Origin of the sequence: Henriciella litoralis (assembly GCF_002088935.1) — a bacterium.
In the GTDB taxonomy this organism is placed as follows: domain Bacteria; phylum Pseudomonadota; class Alphaproteobacteria; order Caulobacterales; family Hyphomonadaceae; genus Henriciella; species Henriciella litoralis.
The window spans coordinates 360,642-382,583 of the sequence record NZ_NCSS01000006.1 but is presented as its reverse complement, the minus strand read 5'-3'; the positions used below and the strand labels follow the sequence as shown (position 1 = coordinate 382,583).

Annotated in this window: 20 protein-coding genes; 9 read left to right on the top strand and 11 right to left on the bottom strand. The window is 56.0% G+C overall.

Features of this window, described 5'->3' with window-relative positions:
• Positions 1 to 7: 7 nt before the first annotated feature.
• From B8783_RS05530 to tpiA, 8 genes are all read right to left on the bottom strand, one after another.
• Positions 8 to 1,432, bottom strand: coding sequence for a pyruvate dehydrogenase complex E1 component subunit beta (locus B8783_RS05530; protein ID WP_084418877.1), 1,425 nt, complete (start codon positions 1,430 to 1,432; stop codon positions 8 to 10).
• A complete protein-coding gene (pdhA, locus tag B8783_RS05525) occupies positions 1,432 to 2,451 on the bottom strand; it encodes a pyruvate dehydrogenase (acetyl-transferring) E1 component subunit alpha (RefSeq protein WP_084418875.1) in 1,020 nt (339 codons plus the stop codon). Before pdhA ends, B8783_RS05530 begins: the two co-directional genes overlap by 1 nt.
• A 69-nt stretch (positions 2,452 to 2,520) precedes the next feature.
• On the bottom strand, positions 2,521 to 2,820 hold the full coding sequence (locus B8783_RS05520; protein ID WP_084418873.1) for an FtsB family cell division protein: 300 nt from the start codon (positions 2,818 to 2,820) through the stop codon (positions 2,521 to 2,523).
• Between the two features lie 79 nt (positions 2,821 to 2,899).
• Positions 2,900 to 4,177, bottom strand: a complete 1,278-nt coding sequence (eno, locus tag B8783_RS05515) for a phosphopyruvate hydratase (protein ID WP_084418871.1) — start codon at positions 4,175 to 4,177, stop codon at positions 2,900 to 2,902.
• A gap of 107 nt (positions 4,178 to 4,284) precedes the next feature.
• A complete protein-coding gene (gene rpmF / locus B8783_RS05510; protein WP_084418868.1) occupies positions 4,285 to 4,464 on the bottom strand; it encodes a 50S ribosomal protein L32 in 180 nt (59 codons plus the stop codon).
• A gap of 85 nt (positions 4,465 to 4,549) precedes the next feature.
• The gene (locus tag B8783_RS05505; protein ID WP_084418867.1) at positions 4,550 to 6,184 is read right to left on the bottom strand and encodes a CTP synthase; all 1,635 of its coding nucleotides are present in this window, start codon (positions 6,182 to 6,184) and stop codon (positions 4,550 to 4,552) included.
• A gap of 59 nt (positions 6,185 to 6,243) precedes the next feature.
• On the bottom strand, positions 6,244 to 6,738 hold the full coding sequence (gene secG, locus B8783_RS05500) for a preprotein translocase subunit SecG (RefSeq protein WP_084418865.1): 495 nt from the start codon (positions 6,736 to 6,738) through the stop codon (positions 6,244 to 6,246).
• Positions 6,739 to 6,811: 73 nt separating this feature from the next.
• Entirely contained in the window at positions 6,812 to 7,561 is a 750-nt protein-coding gene (gene tpiA, locus B8783_RS05495; RefSeq protein WP_084418863.1) for a triose-phosphate isomerase, read from the bottom strand.
• Positions 7,562 to 7,648: 87 nt separating this feature from the next.
• Here tpiA and B8783_RS05490 point away from each other — a divergent pair, with 87 nt between their 5' ends.
• From B8783_RS05490 to lexA, 7 genes are all read left to right on the top strand, one after another.
• Entirely contained in the window at positions 7,649 to 9,553 is a 1,905-nt protein-coding gene (locus tag B8783_RS05490; protein WP_169711707.1) for a peptidylprolyl isomerase, read from the top strand.
• The gene (gene trpE / locus B8783_RS05485) at positions 9,550 to 10,980 is read left to right on the top strand and encodes an anthranilate synthase component I (RefSeq protein WP_084418860.1); all 1,431 of its coding nucleotides are present in this window, start codon (positions 9,550 to 9,552) and stop codon (positions 10,978 to 10,980) included. Before B8783_RS05490 ends, trpE begins: the two co-directional genes overlap by 4 nt.
• Entirely contained in the window at positions 10,977 to 11,546 is a 570-nt protein-coding gene (locus B8783_RS05480; RefSeq protein WP_084418858.1) for an anthranilate synthase component II, read from the top strand. Before trpE ends, B8783_RS05480 begins: the two co-directional genes overlap by 4 nt.
• A gap of 12 nt (positions 11,547 to 11,558) precedes the next feature.
• Positions 11,559 to 12,332 (top strand): alpha/beta fold hydrolase, encoded by a 774-nt coding sequence (locus B8783_RS05475; protein ID WP_084418856.1) that lies wholly within the window; start codon positions 11,559 to 11,561, stop codon positions 12,330 to 12,332.
• A gap of 78 nt (positions 12,333 to 12,410) precedes the next feature.
• Positions 12,411 to 13,442, top strand: coding sequence for an anthranilate phosphoribosyltransferase (trpD, locus tag B8783_RS05470; RefSeq protein WP_084421916.1), 1,032 nt, complete (start codon positions 12,411 to 12,413; stop codon positions 13,440 to 13,442).
• Positions 13,439 to 14,239, top strand: coding sequence for an indole-3-glycerol phosphate synthase TrpC (gene trpC, locus B8783_RS05465; protein WP_084418854.1), 801 nt, complete (start codon positions 13,439 to 13,441; stop codon positions 14,237 to 14,239). Before trpD ends, trpC begins: the two co-directional genes overlap by 4 nt.
• 62 nt (positions 14,240 to 14,301) lie before the next feature.
• The gene (gene lexA, locus B8783_RS05460) at positions 14,302 to 14,985 is read left to right on the top strand and encodes a transcriptional repressor LexA (protein ID WP_084418852.1); all 684 of its coding nucleotides are present in this window, start codon (positions 14,302 to 14,304) and stop codon (positions 14,983 to 14,985) included.
• A gap of 10 nt (positions 14,986 to 14,995) precedes the next feature.
• On the opposite strand, the gene B8783_RS05455 is transcribed toward lexA, so the two are convergent.
• On the bottom strand, positions 14,996 to 16,969 hold the full coding sequence (locus tag B8783_RS05455) for a ComEC/Rec2 family competence protein (protein WP_233355866.1): 1,974 nt from the start codon (positions 16,967 to 16,969) through the stop codon (positions 14,996 to 14,998).
• Positions 16,970 to 17,134: 165 nt separating this feature from the next.
• On the opposite strand from B8783_RS05455, the gene gltX reads away from it, so the two are divergent.
• Together gltX and gltA are read left to right on the top strand one after the other, a co-directional pair.
• Entirely contained in the window at positions 17,135 to 18,619 is a 1,485-nt protein-coding gene (gltX, locus tag B8783_RS05450) for a glutamate--tRNA ligase (RefSeq protein ID WP_084418848.1), read from the top strand.
• A 25-nt stretch (positions 18,620 to 18,644) separates the two neighbouring features.
• The gene (gene gltA, locus B8783_RS05445; RefSeq protein WP_084418846.1) at positions 18,645 to 19,952 is read left to right on the top strand and encodes a citrate synthase; all 1,308 of its coding nucleotides are present in this window, start codon (positions 18,645 to 18,647) and stop codon (positions 19,950 to 19,952) included.
• Here the strand turns inward: gltA and lpxB are convergent.
• Both lpxB and B8783_RS05435 read right to left on the bottom strand, forming a co-directional pair.
• Positions 19,949 to 21,097, bottom strand: coding sequence for a lipid-A-disaccharide synthase (lpxB, locus tag B8783_RS05440; protein ID WP_084418844.1), 1,149 nt, complete (start codon positions 21,095 to 21,097; stop codon positions 19,949 to 19,951). The genes gltA and lpxB overlap by 4 nt on opposite strands.
• A 2-nt stretch (positions 21,098 to 21,099) precedes the next feature.
• A complete protein-coding gene (locus B8783_RS05435; protein WP_084418843.1) occupies positions 21,100 to 21,939 on the bottom strand; it encodes an LpxI family protein in 840 nt (279 codons plus the stop codon).
• Positions 21,940 to 21,942: the final 3 nt, after the last annotated feature.

Genomic DNA, 21,942 nt, shown 5'->3' with positions numbered 1-21,942 from the left:
ATGCCTCCTACATGCCTTCGCAGACGGCTTTTGCCGCCTTGATGATATCCGCGGTACCCGGAAGGCTCATCGCTTCCAGATTGGCTGCGTATGGCAGTGGCACATCCTTCTGGTGCACACGGGTCGGCGGTGCATCGAGATAGTCGAATGCCTCATTCACCACCGTCGCACAAATCTCTGCTCCAACGCCCATGAAGCGCCAGCCTTCTTCGCAGGTGACGATCCGGTTGGTCTTTTTCACGCTTTCGATCACAGTATCGGTGTCGAGCGGGCGAAGTGAGCGAAGGTCGACAACTTCAGCATCAATGCCATCTTCGGCGAGTTTCTCAGCCGCCTGAAGCGCAAAACCGACCATGCGGGAATGAGCGACCAGTGTAACGTCAGAGCCAACACGGCGGACCCGGGCTTTTCCGATCGGAAGGACATAGTCCTCGACATCTGGCACGGGGAAGCTCTCCCCATACAACAGCTCATGTTCCAGGAACACGACAGGGTTCGGGTCGCGAATGGCCGCCTTGAGCAATCCCTTGGCATCTGCAGCGTCGTATGGCGCGACAACTTTCAAGCCGGGCACATTTGCGTACCAGGCCGAATAGTCATGGCTGTGCTGGGCACCAACGCGCGAGGCTGCGCCGTTCGGTCCGCGGAACACAATCGGGCACCCCATCTGTCCGCCTGACATGTAGAGCGTCTTGGCAGCTGAATTGATGATCTGATCAATCGCCTGCATGGCAAAATTAAAGGTCATGAACTCGACGATGGGCTTGAGCCCACCAAAAGCTGCGCCCACGCCAAGCCCGGCAAACCCGTGCTCGGTGATCGGTGTGTCCACGACGCGCTTGTCACCGAACTCCTGCAAGAGCTCCCGCGTGACCTTGTAGGCCCCCTGATATTCGGCAACTTCCTCGCCCATCACGAACACAGTATCGTCGAGGCGCATTTCTTCAGCCATGGCGTCGCGTAGCGCATCACGGACTGTGGTATCTACGAAGTTTGTGCCGTCGGGCACATCCGGGTCAGCAATGGACTTGGCGGCCGGTTTAGGCGGCGTCGAGGCGCCGTCGGACTCAGAGCCAGAGTCGTCGTCAGATCCGTCGCCTTCGGTTTCTGGAGCATCTTTTGCTTCGCTGGCCGCCTGTGAGGATTTAGCCTCTTCAGATGGCTGATCATCCACCTCAGAAGCGTCTTCACCTTCTTCTGCCAAGCGCGCGATGACGGCATTCACCTTGACGCCTTCGGTACCTTCCGCGACCAAAATCTTGGCGAGCGTACCTTCGTCGACTGCTTCGACTTCCATCGTCGCCTTGTCGGTCTCAATCTCGGCAATCACATCGCCTGATGAGACCGTGTCGCCCTCTTTTTTAAGCCAGCGCGCGAGCGTGCCTTCCTCCATGGTCGGAGAGAGAGCAGGCATTAGAACATCAATCGCCATTATGCGGACTCCACTTCACGCAACACATCGGTCCACAATTCTTCAGGATCGGGCTCCGGGCTATCGAGTGAGAAGTCGGCAGCCTCTTTCACAAGATCCTTGATTGTTTTGTCGATATCTTTGAGCTCATCTTCGGTCGCGATCTTCTGTTCGATGATCTGGCCTTTAAGGCCGTCGATCGGATCGTGATGGGTTCGAATGTCGTCAACTTCCTCGCGTTTTCGATATTTGGCGGGGTCAGACATGGAATGGCCGCGATAGCGATATGTCTTCATTTCCAGAATATATGGGCCCTCTCCAGAGCGGGCATATTTCACCGCTTTTTCCCCGGCGGCTTTGACGGCGTAGACATCCATACCGTCGACTTCTTCGCCTTCAATTTCAAATGAGATGCCGCGTTTGAAGAGCTCGGTTTCAGCGGATGCGCGAGCGACGCTTGTGCCCATCGCGTACTGATTGTTCTCAATCACATATACGACTGGAAGGTCCCAGAGCGAAGCCATGTTGAATGATTCGTAGACCTGTCCCTGGTTTGCCGCGCCGTCGCCGAAATACGCGACGCAGACATTGTCTGTTCCTCGGTATTTGTTTGAAAACCCGAGACCGGTACCGATCGGCACCTGCGCCCCGACAATGCCGTGACCGCCGAAGAAATTCTTCTCGCGGGAGAACATGTGCATCGAGCCGCCCTTGCCCTTGGAGTAGCCGTCTGCACGTCCGGTCAGCTCGGCCATGACACCCTTGGGGTCCATATCGCACGCAAGCATATGGCCGTGGTCACGATAGCCGGTGATCACCTGATCACCCTCTTTCAGGCAGGCCTGCATGCCAGTGACGACAGCTTCCTGACCGATATACAAGTGGCAGAACCCTGCGATCTTGCCCATGCCATAGAGCTGCCCGGCGCGCTCTTCAAAGCGGCGGATCAAAAGCATGTCGCGGTAGAATTTGAGAGCTTCGTCAGATTGAAGCTTAGGCGTGGATTTCGAGCTTTTGCTCTTGGACGGCATTTTGGCCATGCGGCCTCCCTTTGTCGAGGATACCATATGTATCCCTATAAAGGGCCGCGTCCAGTTTTAGCACCTATGTCAAAATGCAGCGCCGGTGGTCGAACCTATGACGACGATCTCTGTGGGATACACAAATCCAAGATCGTCGCGTGCCAGCACTTCTACAAGATCAGGATCAACCGTGCCTGGGGTAAGCCGTGCAATATCAATGCGGAGCAGATCGTTGGCGGCCTGGACACGCGCCAACTCCGTTTTCCGGTCCGCTAATTGTGCCTGCATGTCTGTCCATTGCCCGAGCCCCTGCGGACCGGCAAATGCATGATACGCGAAATATGCAGTTAGGGCGGTTAAACCTGCTGCAGCATATTTGGGAGCCATGATCGAGACCTCTGCAATTCTGCGAATCGGCAGAGGACTCGATTTAGGTTAAATTTGCGTTACCGGAGAGTTGCGCTGTCTACGCGTTAATAAGCGAACGCCCTGCATACAACGCCGTAGCGCCCAACTCTTCCTCGATCCGGATGAGCTGATTGTATTTGGCAAGTCTGTCCGAGCGCGAGAGCGAGCCGGTTTTTATCTGGCCGCAATTAACGGCAACCGCCAGATCGGCAATTGTGGAATCTTCGGTTTCGCCCGACCGGTGTGACATCACCGCCGTGTATGCATGGCGGTGCGCCAGTTCGACTGCATCCAGCGTTTCCGACAGCGTGCCAATCTGGTTGACCTTGATGAGGATGGAGTTCGCCGCGCCAAGCTCGAGGCCCTTTGACAGGCGCGCAGGATTGGTGACGAAAAGATCATCACCAACAAGCTGGCACTTGTCGCCGACCAGCTCGGTCAAAATACCCCAACCTTCCCAATCGTCCTCAGCCATACCGTCTTCAATCGAGATGACCGGATAGCGGTTGACGAGGTCTTCAAGGTATTTCGCCATGCCCTCGGCATCCAGCGTGGTATTTTCACCCGCAAGAACGTATTTTCCGTCCTTGTAGAATTCGGTCGATGCAGCATCCAGCGCCAATGCGACTTCATCGCCAGGCTTGAAGCCCGCTTTTTCGATGGCCTTCATGACATAGCCAACTGCTTCGTCTGTCGAAGCGAGGTTTGGCGCGAAACCACCTTCATCGCCAACAGCCGTGTTATGGCCGGCATCATGGAGCAGTTTTTTCAATGAATGGAAGACTTCTGCCCCGATGCGGATGCTGTCCGCCACGCTCTCTGCCGCAACCGGCATGACCATGAATTCCTGAATATCGATTGGATTGTCGGCATGCGCGCCGCCATTGATGATGTTCATCATCGGGGTTGGCAGGATGCGAGCATTGGTGCCGCCAATATAACGATAGAGCGGCATACCGCAGCTCTCAGCGGCGGCTTTGGCGACGGCCATGGAAACGCCAAGAATTGCGTTTGCGCCAAGGCGCTTCTTGTTGTCGGTCCCGTCCAGCTCAATCATCAAGCCATCAATGAGGCGCTGCTCGGTTGCATCGATTCCAACGAGTTCGTCGTTGATTTCACCATTCACCGCGTCAATCGCTTTATAGACGCCCTTACCGCCATAGCTATCCTTGTCACCGTCGCGCAGCTCGTGGGCTTCATACGCGCCCGTGGAAGCGCCCGATGGCACAGCAGCTCGGCCGAAGGATCCATCTTCCAGATGAACATCAACCTCGACTGTCGGGTTGCCCCGGCTATCGAGAATTTGGCGGGCGTGGATATCGACGATTTCGCTCATGATACATGATCCTGTCGGCTAGCAGCGGATATGACAACGCCCCCGGAATCCGGAGGCGCCATGTCGGTTACTTTGTGTCGCCAGCCGAAGCAAGGCGAACAGTATGATTAGTCTTTTGGCTCGAGAACCTGACGGCCGCGATACACACCTGTTTTCAGGTCAATGTGGTGCGGACGACGAAGCTCGCCGGAATCGGCGTCCTCGATGTAAGTTGGGGTCGCAAGGCGATCGTGTGCGCGGCGCATGCCACGCTTCGAAGGCGATGTTTTACGCTTAGGAACTGCCATGATCGTATTCCAGAGTTTGGCGGCGTCTCCACCGCATGAAAATCAAACCGCGCGTATACTTGCGCCGCAATGCGAATGCAACCCGCTAGACGAGGCGGGACTGCACTTTGGCCGCTTCGATGAAGCTTGAGAAAAGCGGATGGGGCTCAAACGGCCGTGACTTCAGCTCCGGGTGAAACTGAACACCGATAAACCAGGGGTGATCTTCGAGTTCGATAATTTCCGGCAGCAGCCCATCAGGTGACATACCCGAGAAGCTGATTCCAAGCCCCTTCATGCGGTCAATATAGCTGCGGTTCACTTCATATCTGTGGCGATGGCGCTCTGATATCGTTGTGGAACCGTAAATCTCCGCAACTTTGCTATCGGGCTTCAAGACTGCCGGATACGCGCCCAGCCGCATGGTCCCGCCCTTGTCAGTGTTCTCGTCACGCAAGATTTTCTCGTTGCCCTTGGTCCACTCTTCAATCAGGCCGACAATAGGCTCATCTGTGGGCCCAAATTCTGTCGTAGACGCAGCTTTAATACCGGCCATATGCCGGGCCACTTCGACGACAGACAATTGCATGCCGTAGCAGATCCCAAAGCATGGAATTTTCCGCTCGCGCGCGAATCGGGCCGCGCGAATCTTGCCGCGTGCGCCCCGTTCCCCGAAACCGCCCGGCAGCAATACGCCATGCACGCCTTCAAGAATGTCGAGCGGATGATGCTCATCATCGAACTGCTCAGAATCGATCATTCTGACTTTTACGCGGACCTTGTTTGAAAGGCCCCCATGAACAAGTGCCTCGGATACAGATTTATAGGCGTCTGGAACATCGGTGTATTTGCCAACCAGGCCGATACAGACTTCACCGTCGGGATTGTGGATCGTCTGAGCGATTTCATTCCACCGCGTGAGATCCGGAAGCGGTGCATCCTCCATACGGAAATGCCAGAGCACTTCAGTGTCGAGGCCTTCTGCATGATAGGCGGACGGCACATCATAGATGTGTCCGACGTCTCGCGCTTCGATGACGCTTGACGGACGCACATTACAGAAGCTCGCAATCTTGCCCTTTTCCGTCTCCGGAATTGGTCTGTCACAGCGGCAAAGAAGAATCTGAGGCTGAATGCCGATCGAGCGCAATTCCTTGACGGAATGCTGCGTCGGTTTGGTCTTCATTTCACCGGCGGCCGGAATGTAAGGCAAAAGCGTGAGATGGATGAAACAGGTGCGCTCGGGGCCCAGTTCCTGGCCCAATTGGCGAATCGCTTCGAAGAACGGAAGCCCTTCGATATCACCGACGGTGCCGCCAATCTCGCACAGGACGAAATCGACATCTTCGCCGGGATCAGAAAGGACGAATTCCTTGATCGCATCCGTCACGTGCGGGATCACCTGGATCGTTGCCCCAAGAAAATCGCCACGGCGCTCTTTTTCAATGATGGACTGGTAGATCCTGCCCGTCGTTATGTTGTCTGACTGACGCGCCGAGACGCCAGTGAAACGCTCGTAGTGGCCAAGGTCCAGATCGGTTTCTGCACCATCATCAGTGACGAACACTTCGCCGTGCTGGCGGGGCGACATCGTCCCTGGGTCAACATTGAGATATGGGTCGAGCTTGCGCAGGCGTACCTTGTATCCGCGCGCCTGCAGAAGGGCGCCCATAGCAGCGGACGCAATACCTTTTCCCAGCGAGGAAACCACGCCGCCTGTAATGAAAATATAGCGGATCATGGGAAGTCAGCTTGCCCGATTCGCGCGCAGTCACACAATTGGTAAATGCACTTGATTGCCTATTGCTGTGGTTCTTCCACAGATTGATCTTCTTCAACATCCGAAGCAGCAGGATCCTCAACGGTGGCAGCAGGAATATCCGCAGCCAGTGGATCCTCAGCGTCCGTTTCGGAAGGAAGTGTCGGTTCGGTTGATGGGAGCGCAGACGAAGGACCGTCATCCAGCAATGGGGCGGTCGGATCATTCAGAATATCGATATTGCTTTGCCCTGTATCGCCACCGAATTCCTCATCCAGCGCGCGCTCGACATCCGTCCGGTTGTCACCAAGGTGGCGTGCCGTCATCGTTGTGAGCAGCAAGCTCGTGACGAAAAAGATTGCACCAGCGATGATCGTGGTCCGAACAATCGCGCCAGCGGCACCGCGACCGGACATCAGTCCGCCACCACCGCCGCCGCCGCCGACACCCAAGGCACCGCCTTCAGAGCGTTGCATCAGAACGACACCGACGAGCACGAGACTCACCAGAATATGAATGACAAGAATAACGGTCATGAACGAACCTTCGAGAATTCCTGCGCGCCGGATAGGCTGTTCAGGCGCTTACGCCAAGCCCTGAAGCTCACAATTAGCTGACACTAGCGGCGTAAATGGACAGGAAATCGTCCGCTTTCAAGCTCGCGCCTCCAATGAGTCCCCCATTGACGTTGCCCACGGCCAAAAGTTCGGGCGCGTTCGAGGGTTTCATTGAGCCGCCATACAGGATGGGCGTTTCATTCGCCTGGCCTGGAAAACGTTCACCGAGAATTTCCCGGATTTTGTCGTGAACTTCTTCGACCTGTTCGACACTGGCCACCTTACCGGTTCCGATTGCCCAGACCGGTTCATAGGCAACAACGAAGTGCTGTCCGAAGGCAGATGCAGGAATCGAGCCGGCGAGCTGACTTGAAATCACGGCAATTGTTTCTCCAGATTCTCGCTCTGACAGAGTTTCACCAACGCAAATGATTGGCGTGAGGCCGGCCCTGAAGGCAGCTTCCACTTTCGCTGCAATAGTCGCATCCGACTCACCATGATCAGCGCGGCGTTCGGAATGGCCAACAATGACGTACTTGCCGCCTGCGTCAGCGATCATTTCCGCTGAGATATCGCCTGTATGAGCGCCGTTCGCGACGGTGTGGCAATCCTGTGCACCTATGTTGAGCCTTGTTTTGTCAGCGGCCTTCGCTGCCGCTGCAATCATTGTGAATGGCGGACAGATGAGACAATCCGCAGCATCTGGTTGCTTATTCAGCCCATCGCCGATCGCTTCGATGACTTCCAGCCAGGCCTCAAGCCCGTTCATTTTCCAGTTTCCGGCGATCAATGGCCTGATCATGCAGCTCTCCCCATCTTGCAACTAATAGCGCGCTCGCCTAGCAAGCACATGACCAGCTTACAAGGCAAACTGCGAGGCAATCCGCACATGCTGACAATGATCCGAAACATGCTCCGCTCGAAATTGGCGGGATTGCTGTTTGTTTTGCTTATCGTCGCAATGGCGGCGTGGGGCGTTACCGATGTATTTTCGGGCGGTTTGGGCGGCAATCTCGCGCAAGCTGGTAACACCGAGTTCTCAGAATCCGATCTGGACCGCGAGGTGGAACGACAACTGCGAACCGCAACCGATGATCGCGGCCGCTCATTGAGCAAGGCACAAGCTGTCGAGCGCGGACTGGTCGATCAAGTCTATCAGCGAGAGCTGTTCCGCACGACCCTGGTTGCCTACGCATCCAAGCTTGGCGCCGGAGCCACAGACGCTGAAGTTCTAGACGTCATTCGCGAGGACCCTGCATTTGAATCGGACACTGGTGCTTTTGACCCGAATCTGTATCGCGGCCTGCTCAATCAAAGTGGCTTCACACCTGCCTCATTCGAGAAATTCCTGAAGCGGGACCTGACGATCAACCGCCTGACCGGCACAATTTCTGCGGGTCTCCAGACCCCGGAAGTGGTCAGTTCCCTGCAAGCATCTTATTCCGGTGAGACGCGCAAGGCTCAATGGTTCTTTCTTGAGCGGGACGCGCTGCCAGAAGCTGAGCCAATCAGTGATGACGAGCTCACGGCGTTCTATGATGAACGCAAGGACGCGCTAACCAATCCACAAAGACGTCGCGTTAGCATATTGAATCTGAAGGTCGAGGACTTCCTCAACCAGTCTGAATTCAGCGAGGATGAACTTCGAAGCTATTACGACGCAGTGAAGTCCAGCCAGTATGCCGGCCCTGATACGCGGTCCTGGACAGAGTTTGTGTTCGAATCCGAAGAAGAGGCCCGCTCAGCTCTGGGACGTATTGCGGGTGGCGCGGCGCCGTCGGTCATTCCTGGATTGCTGAACTCTGCGGACCGCACCGGACAAATGACCAGCATGAATAATCGTCAGCTTGCCGAGAGAGTGTTTGGGCCAACCGCGCAACCTGGCGGCATTTTCGGTCCGTTCGAGACAGGACGCCTGTTCACTGTCGCTCGCCTGGAATCGATTACGCCTGGTGAAGTCGAACCTTTCGATGCGGTTCGCGAAGAGATTGTTGATGAGCTCTCTCGGGAACAGGCGATTGGTCTCTATTATGACTCGCTGTCGCAGCTCGACAATCTGATCGGGACTGGCGCCAGCCTGGAATCAATTGGTGCGGAAATGGGGACCCCGGTGCTCAGCTTTGCCCCCGTCGACCGCTCAGGGACGACCCAGAATGGCGTTCGCATTGCTGCGCTGCAGGCCGACCCAGACATTCTCATGCGAGCTTTTGAGTTGACCGAAGGCGGCAAGACCTCGCGTTTCGGACAAGATGAGACCGCCTATATTCTACGCGTGGACTCGATCGTGGAACCATTCACGCCTGATCTGGAGGATATACGGGACGACCTGCGTCTGGCGCTTGAGGCTCAAAGAGATTCAGAAGCGCTCAACACGACTGCTCAGTCGATCCAGCATGACATCGCCAGTGGGGCGCTGACCCTTGAAGATGCCGCCGAAACCTATGACGCAAATGTGGTTGAATTTGATCAGGCCTTCACGCGCGTACCTGGACCGAATAGCCAAATTCCCCCTGCCCTCGCCGCGGGCGTGTTTTCTCTCAAAGAGGTCGGGGACATCTATCTGGCGCCGCTTCAAACTGGACAAGCCGTTGCTGTGGTCCAACTGACCAGTATCGAAAAACCTGCCGGTGATGCATTGCAAGCGGCTAGCTCTGCTGCGTCAACGGAGATCGAAAGCCAGCTAACGAATGACTTGCTGGAGGCGTTTGTCGCTGAGATACAGAGCGACGTTAAGCTCAAGGTCAATGACGGCGCCTTCTCGTCCTACAAGGCTCGCGTGAATCCCGACACATGACCCGCGACAGATTGATTGTGCGTCGGCGGATCGGTGACATCGAGACTCCTGTCTCGGCGATGCTCAAGCTCGACCCCGAAGAGCCCGGCTCGTTCCTGTTTGAATCCATTCATGGGGGCGAACGGCTCGGTCGGTACTCCTTCGTCGGTGTAGAGCCGATCAAGTGGTTCAGGATCCTTGAGGGGAAATGCGAGATAGCCACTGATGCGGGGTTCGCATCTTCTGAAACTGTTGAGGCCGACCCTATTTCTGCGCTTCGCCAGTTTGTCTCGATGGCTCGCGCGACAACCGATGAAGCCGGATTGCCTCCAATGGCATCCGGCGCTTTCGGATATGTCGGCTATGACATGATCCAATATGTCGAGCCTGTTCAGATCAACGCGCCAGACGACCTGAAAGTCCCTGAAACGCTTCTCGTTATTCCTGGCGTCATGATCATTTTCGATCACCTGTACCAGGAGCTTCTTCTTGTTGGGCGCCATGAGCCAGGCGGAGAAGACGCGGCGAATGCGCGGCTGGATCGGGTCGAGCAAAACCTGCGACGCGCCTCACCGATCTCGCCTCGCGATGGTGAGCCTGCTTCGATGGATTTTACATCGAACACATCCAAGGCTCGATACTTTGAGATGGTTGAGGCAGCTGTAGAGTACGCCCGTGCAGGCGATACGTTTCAGATAGTGCCGAGCCAGCGCTTCTCGGCCCCCTTCGGCCGCCAGTCGATAAGTTTCTATCGCGCTCTGCGCCGGCTCAATCCGTCCGCATTCATGTTCCATATGAATCTCGGCGACGTCCGGCTTGTCGGGTCGAGCCCCGAAATTCTTGTCAGACTTCGTGAAGGCCGGGTTGCGATCCGTCCTATCGCCGGCACGCGGCCTCGGTCCGGTGACCCTGTTGAGGATGCACGTCGCGCAGCCGACCTCCTTGCGGACGAGAAGGAATGCTCAGAACACCTGATGCTTCTTGATCTCGGTCGCAATGATGTTGGCCGGGTCGCCAAATATGGCAGCGTTGAAGTCTCAGAGCAGTTCATCGTCGAGCGTTATAGCCATGTCATGCACATCGTTAGCCACGTTGAGGGTGATTTGCGGGACGGGCTGGATTGTGTCGACGCGCTGCTAGCAGGGTTGCCGGCAGGCACAGTTTCAGGCGCCCCAAAAATCCGCGCCATGCAGATTATCGACGAGCTGGAAATTTCCCGCCGTGGAATATATGGCGGGGCCGTTGGGTATTTTGGCTGGGATGGCGACATGGACACGTGTATCGCTTTGCGGACAGCTGTCCTGAAAGATGGACAGATACATATCCAGGCGGGTGGCGGCGTCGTTCTCGATAGCTCGCCCCAATACGAATTCGATGAGACTGTTCACAAGGCTGGCGCGCTTAGACGCGCCGCGGAAATGTCTGCAATTTACGAGTTCGATCAATGATTGCCGTCATCGACAACTATGACAGTTTTACCTGGAACCTGGTTCATTACATCGAACAGGCCGGCGGTCGCACACGGGTGATTCGCAATGACGAGATGTCTGTTGACGACGTCCTGGCGCTCCAACCAGAGAGCATCGTTTTGTCTCCTGGCCCCTGCACGCCGCGTGAAGCTGGCATCTGCGTTGATCTGATAAAGGCGGCTCCGGAGTCCCTGCCGATACTCGGCGTATGTCTCGGCCATCAAGCCATTGGAGATGCATTTGGAGAGCCGGTCACCCAGGCTCAGCAAATTCTCCACGGCAAGATCTCAACAATTGAGACTCGGCAAACAGGCCTTTTTGAAGGTCTGCCAAGACAGTTCGACGTTGTTCGCTACCATTCGCTCGCCATTCCGTCTGATCGTCTTCCCGCTGCGTTGGAAGCCGATGCGTGGACGCCAGACGGTGAGATCATGGCGGTACACCACCTTTCGCGGCCGGTGTACGGCGTTCAGTTTCATCCAGAATCTATCAAGACTGAGTACGGGCACGAGCTCATCGAGAACTTTTTGAAACTTACTCGCTAGCTAAGCAGGCAGATGAACGATCTAGATCAACAGGCTGAAGCACTCCTGGAGACGATGCGTCCCATCAGCGCGACGGCAGGGCCTGGTCAAAACCTTCTGCCACCGCAGACACGCTTCGATGTGGATTTTGATGAGACAAGCGCACCCGTCTGGCGCGCCGGAGACGGTGTCGCGACACTATTCGTTCATGGCTGGGATGATACTCACCGCGTCTGGCGGCCCTTTGCGATGGACTACCTGCAACGTGGAGACGCCGTCCTGCTGATGGATCTGCCAGGTCATGGCGCCTCGAAGGATGAGGACTGCACGTGGAAGTCGGCTGGCGCATCTGTCAAAGCCGTCATGGACAGTGAAGCGCAGTTGAACGCAATCATTGCCCACTCCTTCGGGTGCTCGGCGACGGCCAACGCAATTGCCGAAGGTGCAGATGTACCGGCCATCGTTCTGATCGCGCCGCCTTTGCCCGGCAACGGACGAGGCTGGGAGGCTCGCCAGCGCCGAAAGGGTGTCGATGAACAGATCATCCAGCGTGCGCAGGAAAAGTACCGACAAATACACGGTTTCGAATTGCAGGCTCTGGACATTGGTGAGTGCCTGAATGATTTCAGAGGACGCATCCTGCTGATAGGGTCTCAAAACGATGAAGACTGCCCGATCGACAGCATAAAACGCTTGGCTACAACGCTTCCCCATTCCGAACTGCTGGAGGTCGAAGATCTCGATCACCGTGAGCTTGCTCAGGACCGCGGCATTCTCTCGGAAATCAAGGCATTTCTGGCTGGATGAAACATCCATGCAATTGCGTCCTGCAGACAAGCTGGCTATCGCTGGCCTGACTTTTGGCCCCGACCGGATTTAATGACGATGACTGACACAGCCCTTGCCGCGTCCATAAAGGCGCTTGCCCGGAAAGAGGAATTGTCAGAAAGCACGCTAGAAGCTGCTTTCGACACCCTGCTGGACGGTAAGGCCGCGCCTGAACAAGTGGGCGCATTTTTGATGGGGCTGGCTGTTCGTGGCGAAACATCGACGGAGCTTAGTGCTGGCGCACATACCATGCGCAAGCATGCGCGACAGGTTCACGTGGACGGCCCTCTTCTGGATACGTGCGGCACTGGCGGTCTTCCATGGACATCGCTCAATACGTCCACCGCGAGCGCAATCGTCATTGCCGCTGCGGGCGGGCGTGTCGCCAAGCATGGCAATCGTTCGGTGCCGCCAAAGACCGGGTCGGCTGACGTCCTGGAAGCCCTTGGTGTTGAGCTGGATGTTACGCCTGAAATCTTCAGTGAGTGTATCGACCAGGTTGGGGTCGGATTTCTCTACGCGCCTAGCCATCATTCTGCGATGCGGCATGTCGCGGCCGTGCGGGCAAGCCTCGGGATTCGAACCATCTTCAATTTGTTAGGGCCGCTCTCAAACCCAGCCAATGCAACGCACCATATTCTTGGCGTGTACGAGTCGAGGTGGATCGAGCCGGTGGCCGAGACGCTTTTAAAGCTCGGCGTTGAAAAAGCCTGGGTCGTCCATGGCGTAGATGGGATCGATGAGCTGTCCATCGCAGGTGAGTCGCAAGTCATGGAAGTGGCGCAAGGGTCGCTTCGCAAATTTGCCGTGACCCCTGCAGATGCCGGTCTCGACACTAGTCCGCTTTCGGCGCTTGAAGGCGGCTCACCTGAGCAGAACTCAGCGGCAATTCGCGAGTTGCTTGAGGGGCGGTCTGGGCCCTTTCGCGACGTGGTGCTTCTGAATGCGGCCGCAGGACTGATGATAATGGACAAGGCAGACAGTCTTGAAGCTGGTGCATCTCTGGCCGCCGAAGCGATTGATAGCGGACGGGCACTGAATACGCTCTCCAAACTGGTTGCGACAAGCCGCGGATTGGCAAACGAATGAAAACGGCGCTGGACAAAATTATCGACTACAAGAGAGACGAAGTGGCGGAGTTGAAGAAGCGTAGCTCACTGACCGCCCTACTCTCACAGGCACGCGACACTCCTGAACCAAGGGGGTTTTCTAATGCCTTGCAAAAAGTCGCTGACAATGGCCGGAACGCGCTGATCTGCGAACTGAAGAGAAAGTCGCCGTCTGCCGGCGAGATCATGCCCGGCGCCAACCCGGTCGAAATCGCGCGCGATTATGAAGCGGGCGGTGCCGCTTGCCTTTCGGTTCTGACAGATTTGCCAAGTTTCGGCGGATCTTTGGATGATCTTGTTCAGATCCGGAACGCCGTGAAGCTACCCATCCTCCGCAAGGAATTCATGGTTGATGAGATTCAGGTGGCCGAGGCCAGAGCTTACGGTGCCGATGCAATACTCGTCATTCTCTCTGTGCTGGACGACAGCCAGGCGAAAAGCCTCATAAACCTTTCCGAAGAGCTGGGGATGGACGCAATTATCGAGGTGCATGATCGCGCAGAACTCGACAGAGCGAATAATTTGCCGGGCAAACTCGTGGGCATCAATAACCGCGATCTGAAACGAATGGTCACTGACCTGTCGACAACAGAAAAGCTCGCCCCCCATCTAGCAGAAGGCAAGATGCTTATATCGGAGAGCGGTATTTCCAGTCCTGAGCATATTGCTCGTCTCAGAAAAACTGGCGCGAGACGTTTTCTGATCGGCGAAAGTCTGATGAAGTCTGATGACCGTCAGGCGGCCTGCGAGACCTTGAGCAACGCGAAGCACGATTGACCCGAAACGAGAACGCATGTAGAACACATGTGAACGTAATCGGTATAGTCGGAGGACACGACGTGCTTACAAGCAAACAGAGAGAGCTTCTTCTCTTCATTCACGAACGTATCAAAAAGGATGGTGTGTCACCATCTTTCGATGAGATGAAGGAAGCTTTGAATCTCGCGTCGAAGTCCGGCATCCACAGGCTTATTACTGCGCTGGAAGAGCGCGGTTTCATTAAGCGTCTGGCGAACCGCGCGCGGGCTCTTGAGGTTCTGAAGCTCCCCGACTCCGCCACTCCCGCTGCGCCCCCTAGAGGACGACAGGTCTTCAGGCCGAGCGTCGTTGGCAATGTTGGCGCCATGCCACATTTCTCTAGCAAGTCCATTCCAGTCCTGGGACGAATTGCTGCGGGCGTTCCGATTGAGGCTATTCAGCATGAGACGTCGCGTATCAATGCGCCTCATGGATTGCCTGAAGGTGATGAGCACTTTGCGCTCGAGGTCAAAGGCGACTCAATGATCGATGCGGGCATTCATGACGGAGATCTTGTCATTCTCAAGAGAACTGATGAGGCTCATACCGGTGATATCGTGGTCGCGCTCATCGATGATGAAGAGGCTACCTTGAAGCGACTTCGCAAAAAGGGCGCTTCCATCGCGCTCGAGGCCGCCAACCCTGCTTATGAGACACGCATTTTCGGACCGGACCGCGTTCGTGTTCAGGGTCGTCTTGTCGCTCTGGTGCGGCGTTACGATTAAGACGTTGATGCTAGTCGTGAAGGCATGGTGCCCAAGGGCGGATGCCGCATGTGGGCGAGCTTATGATGTCTTCGCCTATAAGGGCTGATCGCACGGTTACGCCCTTTGAAGCTTCAACGGCATCCCAACTGAGGAGGTGCGCTTTGGCATCGCTGCATAGGTGATCCTCAGGCTGTGTCTGCAGTATATACGAGACAGCTTCTGGGCACCCGTTTGCGTTCCAACTTCCGGTCATAACCGCGATCTTCCCGGATGCAGTCTGGAACGAACATGAAGATGCGCTGCAATCTGCTGCCGGTTCCATATCGCTGAATGACAGCGGAGACAGGGCATCGCCCCTGGTGAACTGATAGCGCCGGATTGGCTGATTGGTCTCACGAACATAGATGTCACCCGATGCCGACCAGTGCAGCACAAGCTTTGGGCTGGCGATCCAACACAATAAGCATAGAACAACAGCCGATACGCTCGTGAGAAGCGCCGTTTTCGCTGATCTGCACAGGCATATAGTGACCATTGCAGCGCTCATGACGATCAGCACTGAACCGGGCATGCGTTGGTCCAGCTGGAAACCATCTTTTCCCTGACCCGCAGTCCAGTGCGCAATCATCAAGACGCGTTCCAGCGACCATCCAAATACGCGCAGAAAGACGCCATCCAATCCGAACGGAGCCGTAACAAGTGCCAGTCCGGCAGCTGGGGCGCTGATGAATGTTACGATTGGCATAGCCGCGAGATTGGCAACGACGCCTGCAGGTGCAACGCGATTGAAATGGTAAAGCGCAAAAGGCGCTGTGGCGGCAGCACCAACAATCGAGGTCAGCACGAGCGACTTCATCATAAAGCTGAAACCAGATTTTCTCGGCAAGCTTGCTGAAGATGCGCTGTACCGGCGCCACGCGGTGTAAACGGCGATGAGCGCCCCAGTTGCAGCGAACGACATCTGAAAACCCGGCGTCATGACGCTGTAAGGCTGCAAGATGAGAATCGCGATCATCGCCACAGCGAATGATCTGAAACTCAGCGGCGATCGGTCGAGTATGATTGCGCCGAAAAAGACCGCAGCCATTACATAGGCGCGCTGGGTCGAAATACTCGCCCCAGAGAGCACCATATATATGGTCAGAGCGACCAAGGCGACGATTGCGGCCGGCTTCTGCACAGCGATCCTCAGAGCTAGCCATTCCCACAAGGCGAGGCCCCTCCTCACCGAAAAGAAAACCAGTCCGCCAACTATGCCCAGGTGAAGTCCAGATATTGCGAGAAGGTGCGCGAGGCCCGAACGGCGAAGCGCTTCTACGTCTTCGGCCCTCATGAAGCTCCGGTCGCCCGAAGAAAGCGCCGCTGCAAAGCCCCCTGCTCTTTCGCCGGACAATTGTCGGACATGTTCTGCCAGTTGGCGCCGCGCGCGTGAGATCGCCAGTGCGATACTGCCGCGCGCGCTAGCTGGCTCGCCAAGCGTGCCACCGCGACATCTTCCCTGAACATACCCAACGCCGGAAAGCCCTTCAAAAAATGCCTGTCGGCTGAAATTGTAATCGCCTGGCAATGACGGTTGGGGTGGAGGCCGCAAAACTGCCCAGCATCTGACAAATCGTCCTGGTGCGACATTGAGCGACAGGGTGTGGGTCAGGCGGACGGTATCGGGCAAGTTTGCGGTTGATCGCCCGCCAATCGCGTGAACGCGCAATCTAAGACGAACGCCGTTCGCCCCCTGCTCCACCGATGTGACCCACCCTTCAATAATTGTGGGGCCCAGCGCTTCGCTAAGCGTCGGTGCCGGACGAATAGCTGTATGTATCTTCGCCGACATACCTCCGACGGCGCACCCAAGTGCTAAAAACAGGAGGATCCGAAGCGCTACAATAGCAACGTATCTGAGGGCGATCAGCGAACCGCAAAACAAGCATAGACTTAACGCGATCAATGTCAGCAGGCCGGGTTCAAACGGAAGTGAAAAGTACGCGATTGCGCCGACGCACATACCAAGTGCAAAATAGAGCGGCCCCTGCAGGATCAGCTCTGAAACTGCATCTCTTGGCGCATCAATTGGCTCGAATTCAGCAGGGCTCTTGCCTGAACCTTTGCAAGCGTGTTCATGGCCCGCAGACGCTTGCAATTCGAACAAACTGGATGATTTGTCAGACTGATGACGACGATAACGCGATTTGCCCCCTCCCCAACCGGAATGCTCCACATCGGTGGAGCCCGCACCGCTCTTTTCAACTACTTGTTTGCGCGCCGCAACCACGGTCAGTTTCTTCTCCGTATCGAGGATACCGACAAGGCCCGCTCCACGCAGGCCGCGGTCGACGCGATTCTTGATGGGATGGACTGGCTTGGTCTGAAGCCCGATCAGGAACCTGTGTTCCAAAGCAGGCAGTCGGATCGTCATGTTGCCTGCGCGATGGAGCTGATCGAAAAGGGAGCCGCCTTTCGCTGCTATGTAACCTCGGAAGAGCTGCAGCACAGGCGCGAACGCGGTGAGGCCGCAAGGGCGTCTGCGAAGCAGGAAGGCTTGAGTGAGAGCGAGAAGTCAGCCCGCTTCAAAGAGGCCGAAGAGCTTCTAGCCCCCTTCCGTTCGCCTTACCGCGACGGCGGCACACCACCGTCGCCAGACGCGCCATTCACCGTGCGCCTTCGTGCGCCCGATCAGACAGACATCGTGTTGCAGGACCAGGTTCAGGGCACCGTAAAAGTTGCGGCTAATGAGATTGATGATCTTGTACTGCTGCGAGCTGACGGCTCCCCCACCTACATGCTCGCAGTGGTGGTCGACGATCACGATATGGGCGTCACTCACGTCATTCGGGGCGACGACCATTTGCGGAACACCTTCCGCCAGATCCCAATCTATCAAGGTATGGGGTGGCCTGTTCCTTCTTTTTCCCACGTTCCAATGATCCATGGCGATGATGGGGCCAAGCTTTCAAAACGGCATGGAGCCCTCAGCACCACCGCATATCGCGACATGGGCTATCTGCCCGAAGCTCTGAACGCTTATCTCTTGAGGCTTGGCTGGAGCCATGGAGACCGAGAGATATTCACGCTGGACGAAGCGGCGGAAGTTTTTTCGCTCGACGCGATCAACAAGTCGCCTGCTCGGCTGGACCTCGCGAAACTGAATGATGTGAATGCCCATTTCATTCGAGCCTGCGACCCCGAAAGATTATTGAATCTGTTGCGTCCCTGGTTGGTAGAAGCCGCCGGGCATGACCTATCAGACGATATCTACAAGAAGATCGCTCTGGCACTTCCGACCATGAAAGATCGAGGACAGACACTGCCCGAGCTTGCTGAGGCTTTCCGCTTTTTGTGGACGTCAAATGCCGACAATCTGAACAAGAAGGCGCGCAAATCTCTTTCCGGCGACAAGATTTCAACGTTGGCTGAATTGCGAGAAATCATTGCCATTGTTCCTGAATGGCGCGATACCGCATTGCAACATGCTTTAGAGTCTTACTGTTCCTCGAACGAATTATCGTTTGGACAAGTCGGCCCGCCCGTTCGCGCCGCACTGACAGGCGGACTGCCTGCGCCAGATCTGGCTCCTGTCATGGAGTGGCTTGGCCGGGACGAGACTTTAACGCGCATTGATTTTCATCTCGCTCGTGCAGAAATGCAGGGCGAATAAGACCCGACCCGTTTGAGAGGCTGAAATGATCAATAGTACTAAACCTGCTGGCACCGCTAAAATCGAGATTGATGGCACATCATATGACCTGCCTGTTCTAAGCGGGACCCATGGGCCGAACGTCGTTGACGTGAAAAAACTCTATGCTCAAGCAGGTGTTTTCACTCTTGATCCAGGCTTCACTTCCACAGCCAGCTGCGAATCAAAGATCACGTTCATTGATGGCGAGGAAGGTATCCTCCTTCATCGCGGCTATCCGATTGACCAACTTGCAAAACAGTCCGGTTACCTCGAAGTCTGCTACCTGCTTTTGAATGGCAAACTTCCAACAGGCGCGGAGTTCAAGACCTTCGCCCGGGAGATTACGCAGCACACTATGCTGCACACGCAAATGGATCGTTTCTTTGACGGCTTCCGCAGAGACAGCCACCCAATGGCGATGCTCACCGGCGCCGTTGGCGCGCTGTCGGCATTTTATCCAAGCTCCATGGATAGCGCTGATCCAGAAGAGCGCCGGCTTGCATCGATCCGCCTGATTGCCAAGATGCCCACACTGGCTGCACGGATCTACAAGTATTCGATTGGCCAGCCCTTCGTGAACCCGCGCAACGATCTGTCATACGCAGAAAACTTCCTGCGCATGTGCTTCTCGGTCCCGGCCGAAGACTACAAGATCAGTTCCACTCTTTCCAAAGCTATGGATCGCTTTTTCATTCTGCACGCCGATCACGAGCAGAATGCATCGACGTCAACGGTTCGGCTCGCCGGTTCGTCAGGCGCCCATCCTTACGCGGCAGTCGCGGCTGGCGTGGCATGTCTTTGGGGGCCAAGCCATGGCGGGGCCAATGAAGCCTGCCTCAACATGCTCCATGAGATCGGATCGGTTGATCGGATCCCTGAATTTATCGCGCGGGCCAAAGACAAGGATGACCCTTTCCGGCTTATGGGCTTCGGTCACCGTGTTTACAAAAACTATGATCCGCGCGCGAAAGTCATGCAGGAAACGGCGCATGAGGTGCTTGATGAGCTCGGCGTTCGCGACACCCCTGTTCTGAAGGTCGCGATGGAGCTTGAGAAGATTGCTCTGGAAGACGATTATTTCATCGAGAAAAAGCTCTATCCTAATGTCGACTTCTATTCCGGCATCATCCTGGATGCGATGGGCTTCCCGACCGAGATGTTCACGGTCTTGTTTGCACTCGCTCGCACGGTCGGCTGGGTCTCACAGCTTAATGAGATGATTGAAGACCCGACCCAGCGGATTGGACGTCCACGGCAAATCTATACAGGTGAAGCCATGCGTGACTTCAAACCGGTTTCAGAGCGCGACTAGGTACGATCTAGAAGAACCTCTGCCGCGATTCTTGCGGAATTGGTCTGGCCCTCTCCCATCCTGGAGAGGGCTTTTCTTTGGGCGAGCACCTGGCTTCTACGAGCAGTCTCGGATGCAAGCATATTTATTGCGGTTTTGGCCATCTCAGTTGCGTTGAACTTCGTTTGCACAAACTCCGGCACGATCTCTGTGTCGTCCGCAGCGATATTCAGAAGCGTTATATGGTCGGGCTTGAAGAGAAACATCCGAGCGATGGCCCAGGTCACCCATCCCATGTGATAGCCTACAAGGAACGGGACGTTCTGCATTGCGAGCTCGCTCGTCACGGTTCCAGAACAGGCCAGAGCATAATCAGCTGCCGCCATCACATCATAACGATCGCCGGAAACCGGGGCTAACGTCGCCCAGCTCTCGATACTCTTATTGTTTTCAATGAAATACGGACGAATGTTGGAAGACGGCTGAACGATAACTCGGGTATTCGGTCGTGAGTTATAGACCTCTTGCGCTGCGGCAAGCAGTGTCGGCGCAACCTTATCTATTTCGCTTCGTCGGCTTCCCGGCAAAACGAGCAAAATTTGCTCATCCGGTTTTACACCAAGAATCTCCCGGCCTTTGAGAGCGTCACCGGCATGACCGCGCGACAATGCCGGATTGCCCATCACGGTCACAGGTAAGTCGAACGGTGTGTAAAAGTCGACCTCCATGGCGTGTATACACACCAGATGATCAACGACTTTGGCGAGGGTTTCTGCTCGTCCTGGACGGGTGGCCCAGACTTGAGGGCCAACAACTTTTACGAGACGGATCTCTGGCATCCGCTCGCGCACGCGTTGGGCAACACGAAGCGTGAAGCCCCAAGAATCCACCAGGGCAACTGTGTCAGCCCCCCAGGCGACGATCTCATCCGCTGCCGCGTCTGCTAGCTCAACAACTCGCTTGTAGATCTTTAGGCCTTCAACAAAGCCGACGACAGATAGGTCCGATATGTCGATAGGTGAAACAACGCCCTCGGCTGCCATATTGTCCGCGCCAATCCCCGCCATCTCGCACTCGGGCTGCAAGTGACGAATCTCGCGGATAATCTCGGATGCCAGCAAGTCACCGGAGGATTCGGCCGCCACAAAGAATATGCGTTCAGCCATACTCACTCCCAGTTGGAAGGAAAGCCAAATACAAAGATCCCGTAACGATCACAGAGATCACCCAGCTTTCCTTTGTTGAGAAGCAACGCGCCTCCGGCTTCAACGCCAATGCCGGCCAAGCCTGCTTCGGCGACGCGCTCGAGCGTGCCCGGTCCAATTGTGGGCAGATCAATCCGTCGCTCCTGGATAGGCTTGGGGCGTTTCACCAGAACGCCTCTTTTATGGTTGATAGAGCCACGAACAGCGACATCGAGTGAGGCAACACGCTCCAACATGCTGTCCGTCCCTTCCTGCGCTTCTACGGCCGCCACGAGGCCGTCGCATACGACACAGCCCTGCCCTATATCCAGCTTGCCGATCTCTGCAGCTATAGTGGCGGCTTTGCGAAGGTCTCGCATTGCAGTCTCGTCCGGTTCCGAGCCGAAGATCAAACCCTCTGTGGCTCGTAAACCGGCGGCGGCTTCTTCGGCTGCAATGACGTTCAGTCCGGCTTGCTCGTATTCATTGATGATCACACGCAAAAGCGCGTCGTCGCCCTGGCGAGCGGCTTTGAGCACCTTCGGCAATACGCGTGCACCGTGAAGGTCGAGCTTTATCTTTGAAAACTCCGGCCGCTTTACGATGCCCGCGAACACGACCTCATCACAGCCCAGCTTCTTCAGTCGTTTGATCTGACGACCGAGCTGTCCAATACCCATGGTTTCGCACTTGAATCGCTCAAGCGCGGGCTCTTCAAATCCGGCGATACGGATTATGTGGACAGTCTTGCCGTCTGTTTCAGCGGCTTCAGCGACGCTTACAGGCAGGTGTCCGAGGCCTGCTATGATTCCCAAAGTGGGCATTCG

Coding starts and splice junctions, on each gene's coding strand:
- gltX (WP_084418848.1), top strand. CDS start 17,135: ATGACGACGATAACGCGATTTGCCCCCTCCCCAACCGGAATGCTCCAC.
- trpE (WP_084418860.1), top strand. CDS start 9,550: ATGACCCGCGACAGATTGATTGTGCGTCGGCGGATCGGTGACATCGAG.
- lpxB (WP_084418844.1), bottom strand. CDS start 21,097: ATGGCTGAACGCATATTCTTTGTGGCGGCCGAATCCTCCGGTGACTTG.
- tpiA (WP_084418863.1), bottom strand. CDS start 7,561: ATGATCAGGCCATTGATCGCCGGAAACTGGAAAATGAACGGGCTTGAG.
- pdhA (WP_084418875.1), bottom strand. CDS start 2,451: ATGGCCAAAATGCCGTCCAAGAGCAAAAGCTCGAAATCCACGCCTAAG.
- B8783_RS05480 (WP_084418858.1), top strand. CDS start 10,977: ATGATTGCCGTCATCGACAACTATGACAGTTTTACCTGGAACCTGGTT.
- B8783_RS05505 (WP_084418867.1), bottom strand. CDS start 6,184: ATGATCCGCTATATTTTCATTACAGGCGGCGTGGTTTCCTCGCTGGGA.
- trpC (WP_084418854.1), top strand. CDS start 13,439: ATGAAAACGGCGCTGGACAAAATTATCGACTACAAGAGAGACGAAGTG.
- trpD (WP_084421916.1), top strand. CDS start 12,411: ATGACTGACACAGCCCTTGCCGCGTCCATAAAGGCGCTTGCCCGGAAA.
- B8783_RS05455 (WP_233355866.1), bottom strand. CDS start 16,969: ATGTGCGTCGGCGCAATCGCGTACTTTTCACTTCCGTTTGAACCCGGC.
- B8783_RS05520 (WP_084418873.1), bottom strand. CDS start 2,820: ATGGCTCCCAAATATGCTGCAGCAGGTTTAACCGCCCTAACTGCATAT.
- secG (WP_084418865.1), bottom strand. CDS start 6,738: ATGACCGTTATTCTTGTCATTCATATTCTGGTGAGTCTCGTGCTCGTC.
- eno (WP_084418871.1), bottom strand. CDS start 4,177: ATGAGCGAAATCGTCGATATCCACGCCCGCCAAATTCTCGATAGCCGG.
- B8783_RS05530 (WP_084418877.1), bottom strand. CDS start 1,432: ATGGCGATTGATGTTCTAATGCCTGCTCTCTCTCCGACCATGGAGGAA.
- B8783_RS05435 (WP_084418843.1), bottom strand. CDS start 21,939: ATGCCCACTTTGGGAATCATAGCAGGCCTCGGACACCTGCCTGTAAGC.
- B8783_RS05475 (WP_084418856.1), top strand. CDS start 11,559: ATGAACGATCTAGATCAACAGGCTGAAGCACTCCTGGAGACGATGCGT.
- rpmF (WP_084418868.1), bottom strand. CDS start 4,464: ATGGCAGTTCCTAAGCGTAAAACATCGCCTTCGAAGCGTGGCATGCGC.
- B8783_RS05490 (WP_169711707.1), top strand. CDS start 7,649: ATGCTGACAATGATCCGAAACATGCTCCGCTCGAAATTGGCGGGATTG.
- gltA (WP_084418846.1), top strand. CDS start 18,645: ATGATCAATAGTACTAAACCTGCTGGCACCGCTAAAATCGAGATTGAT.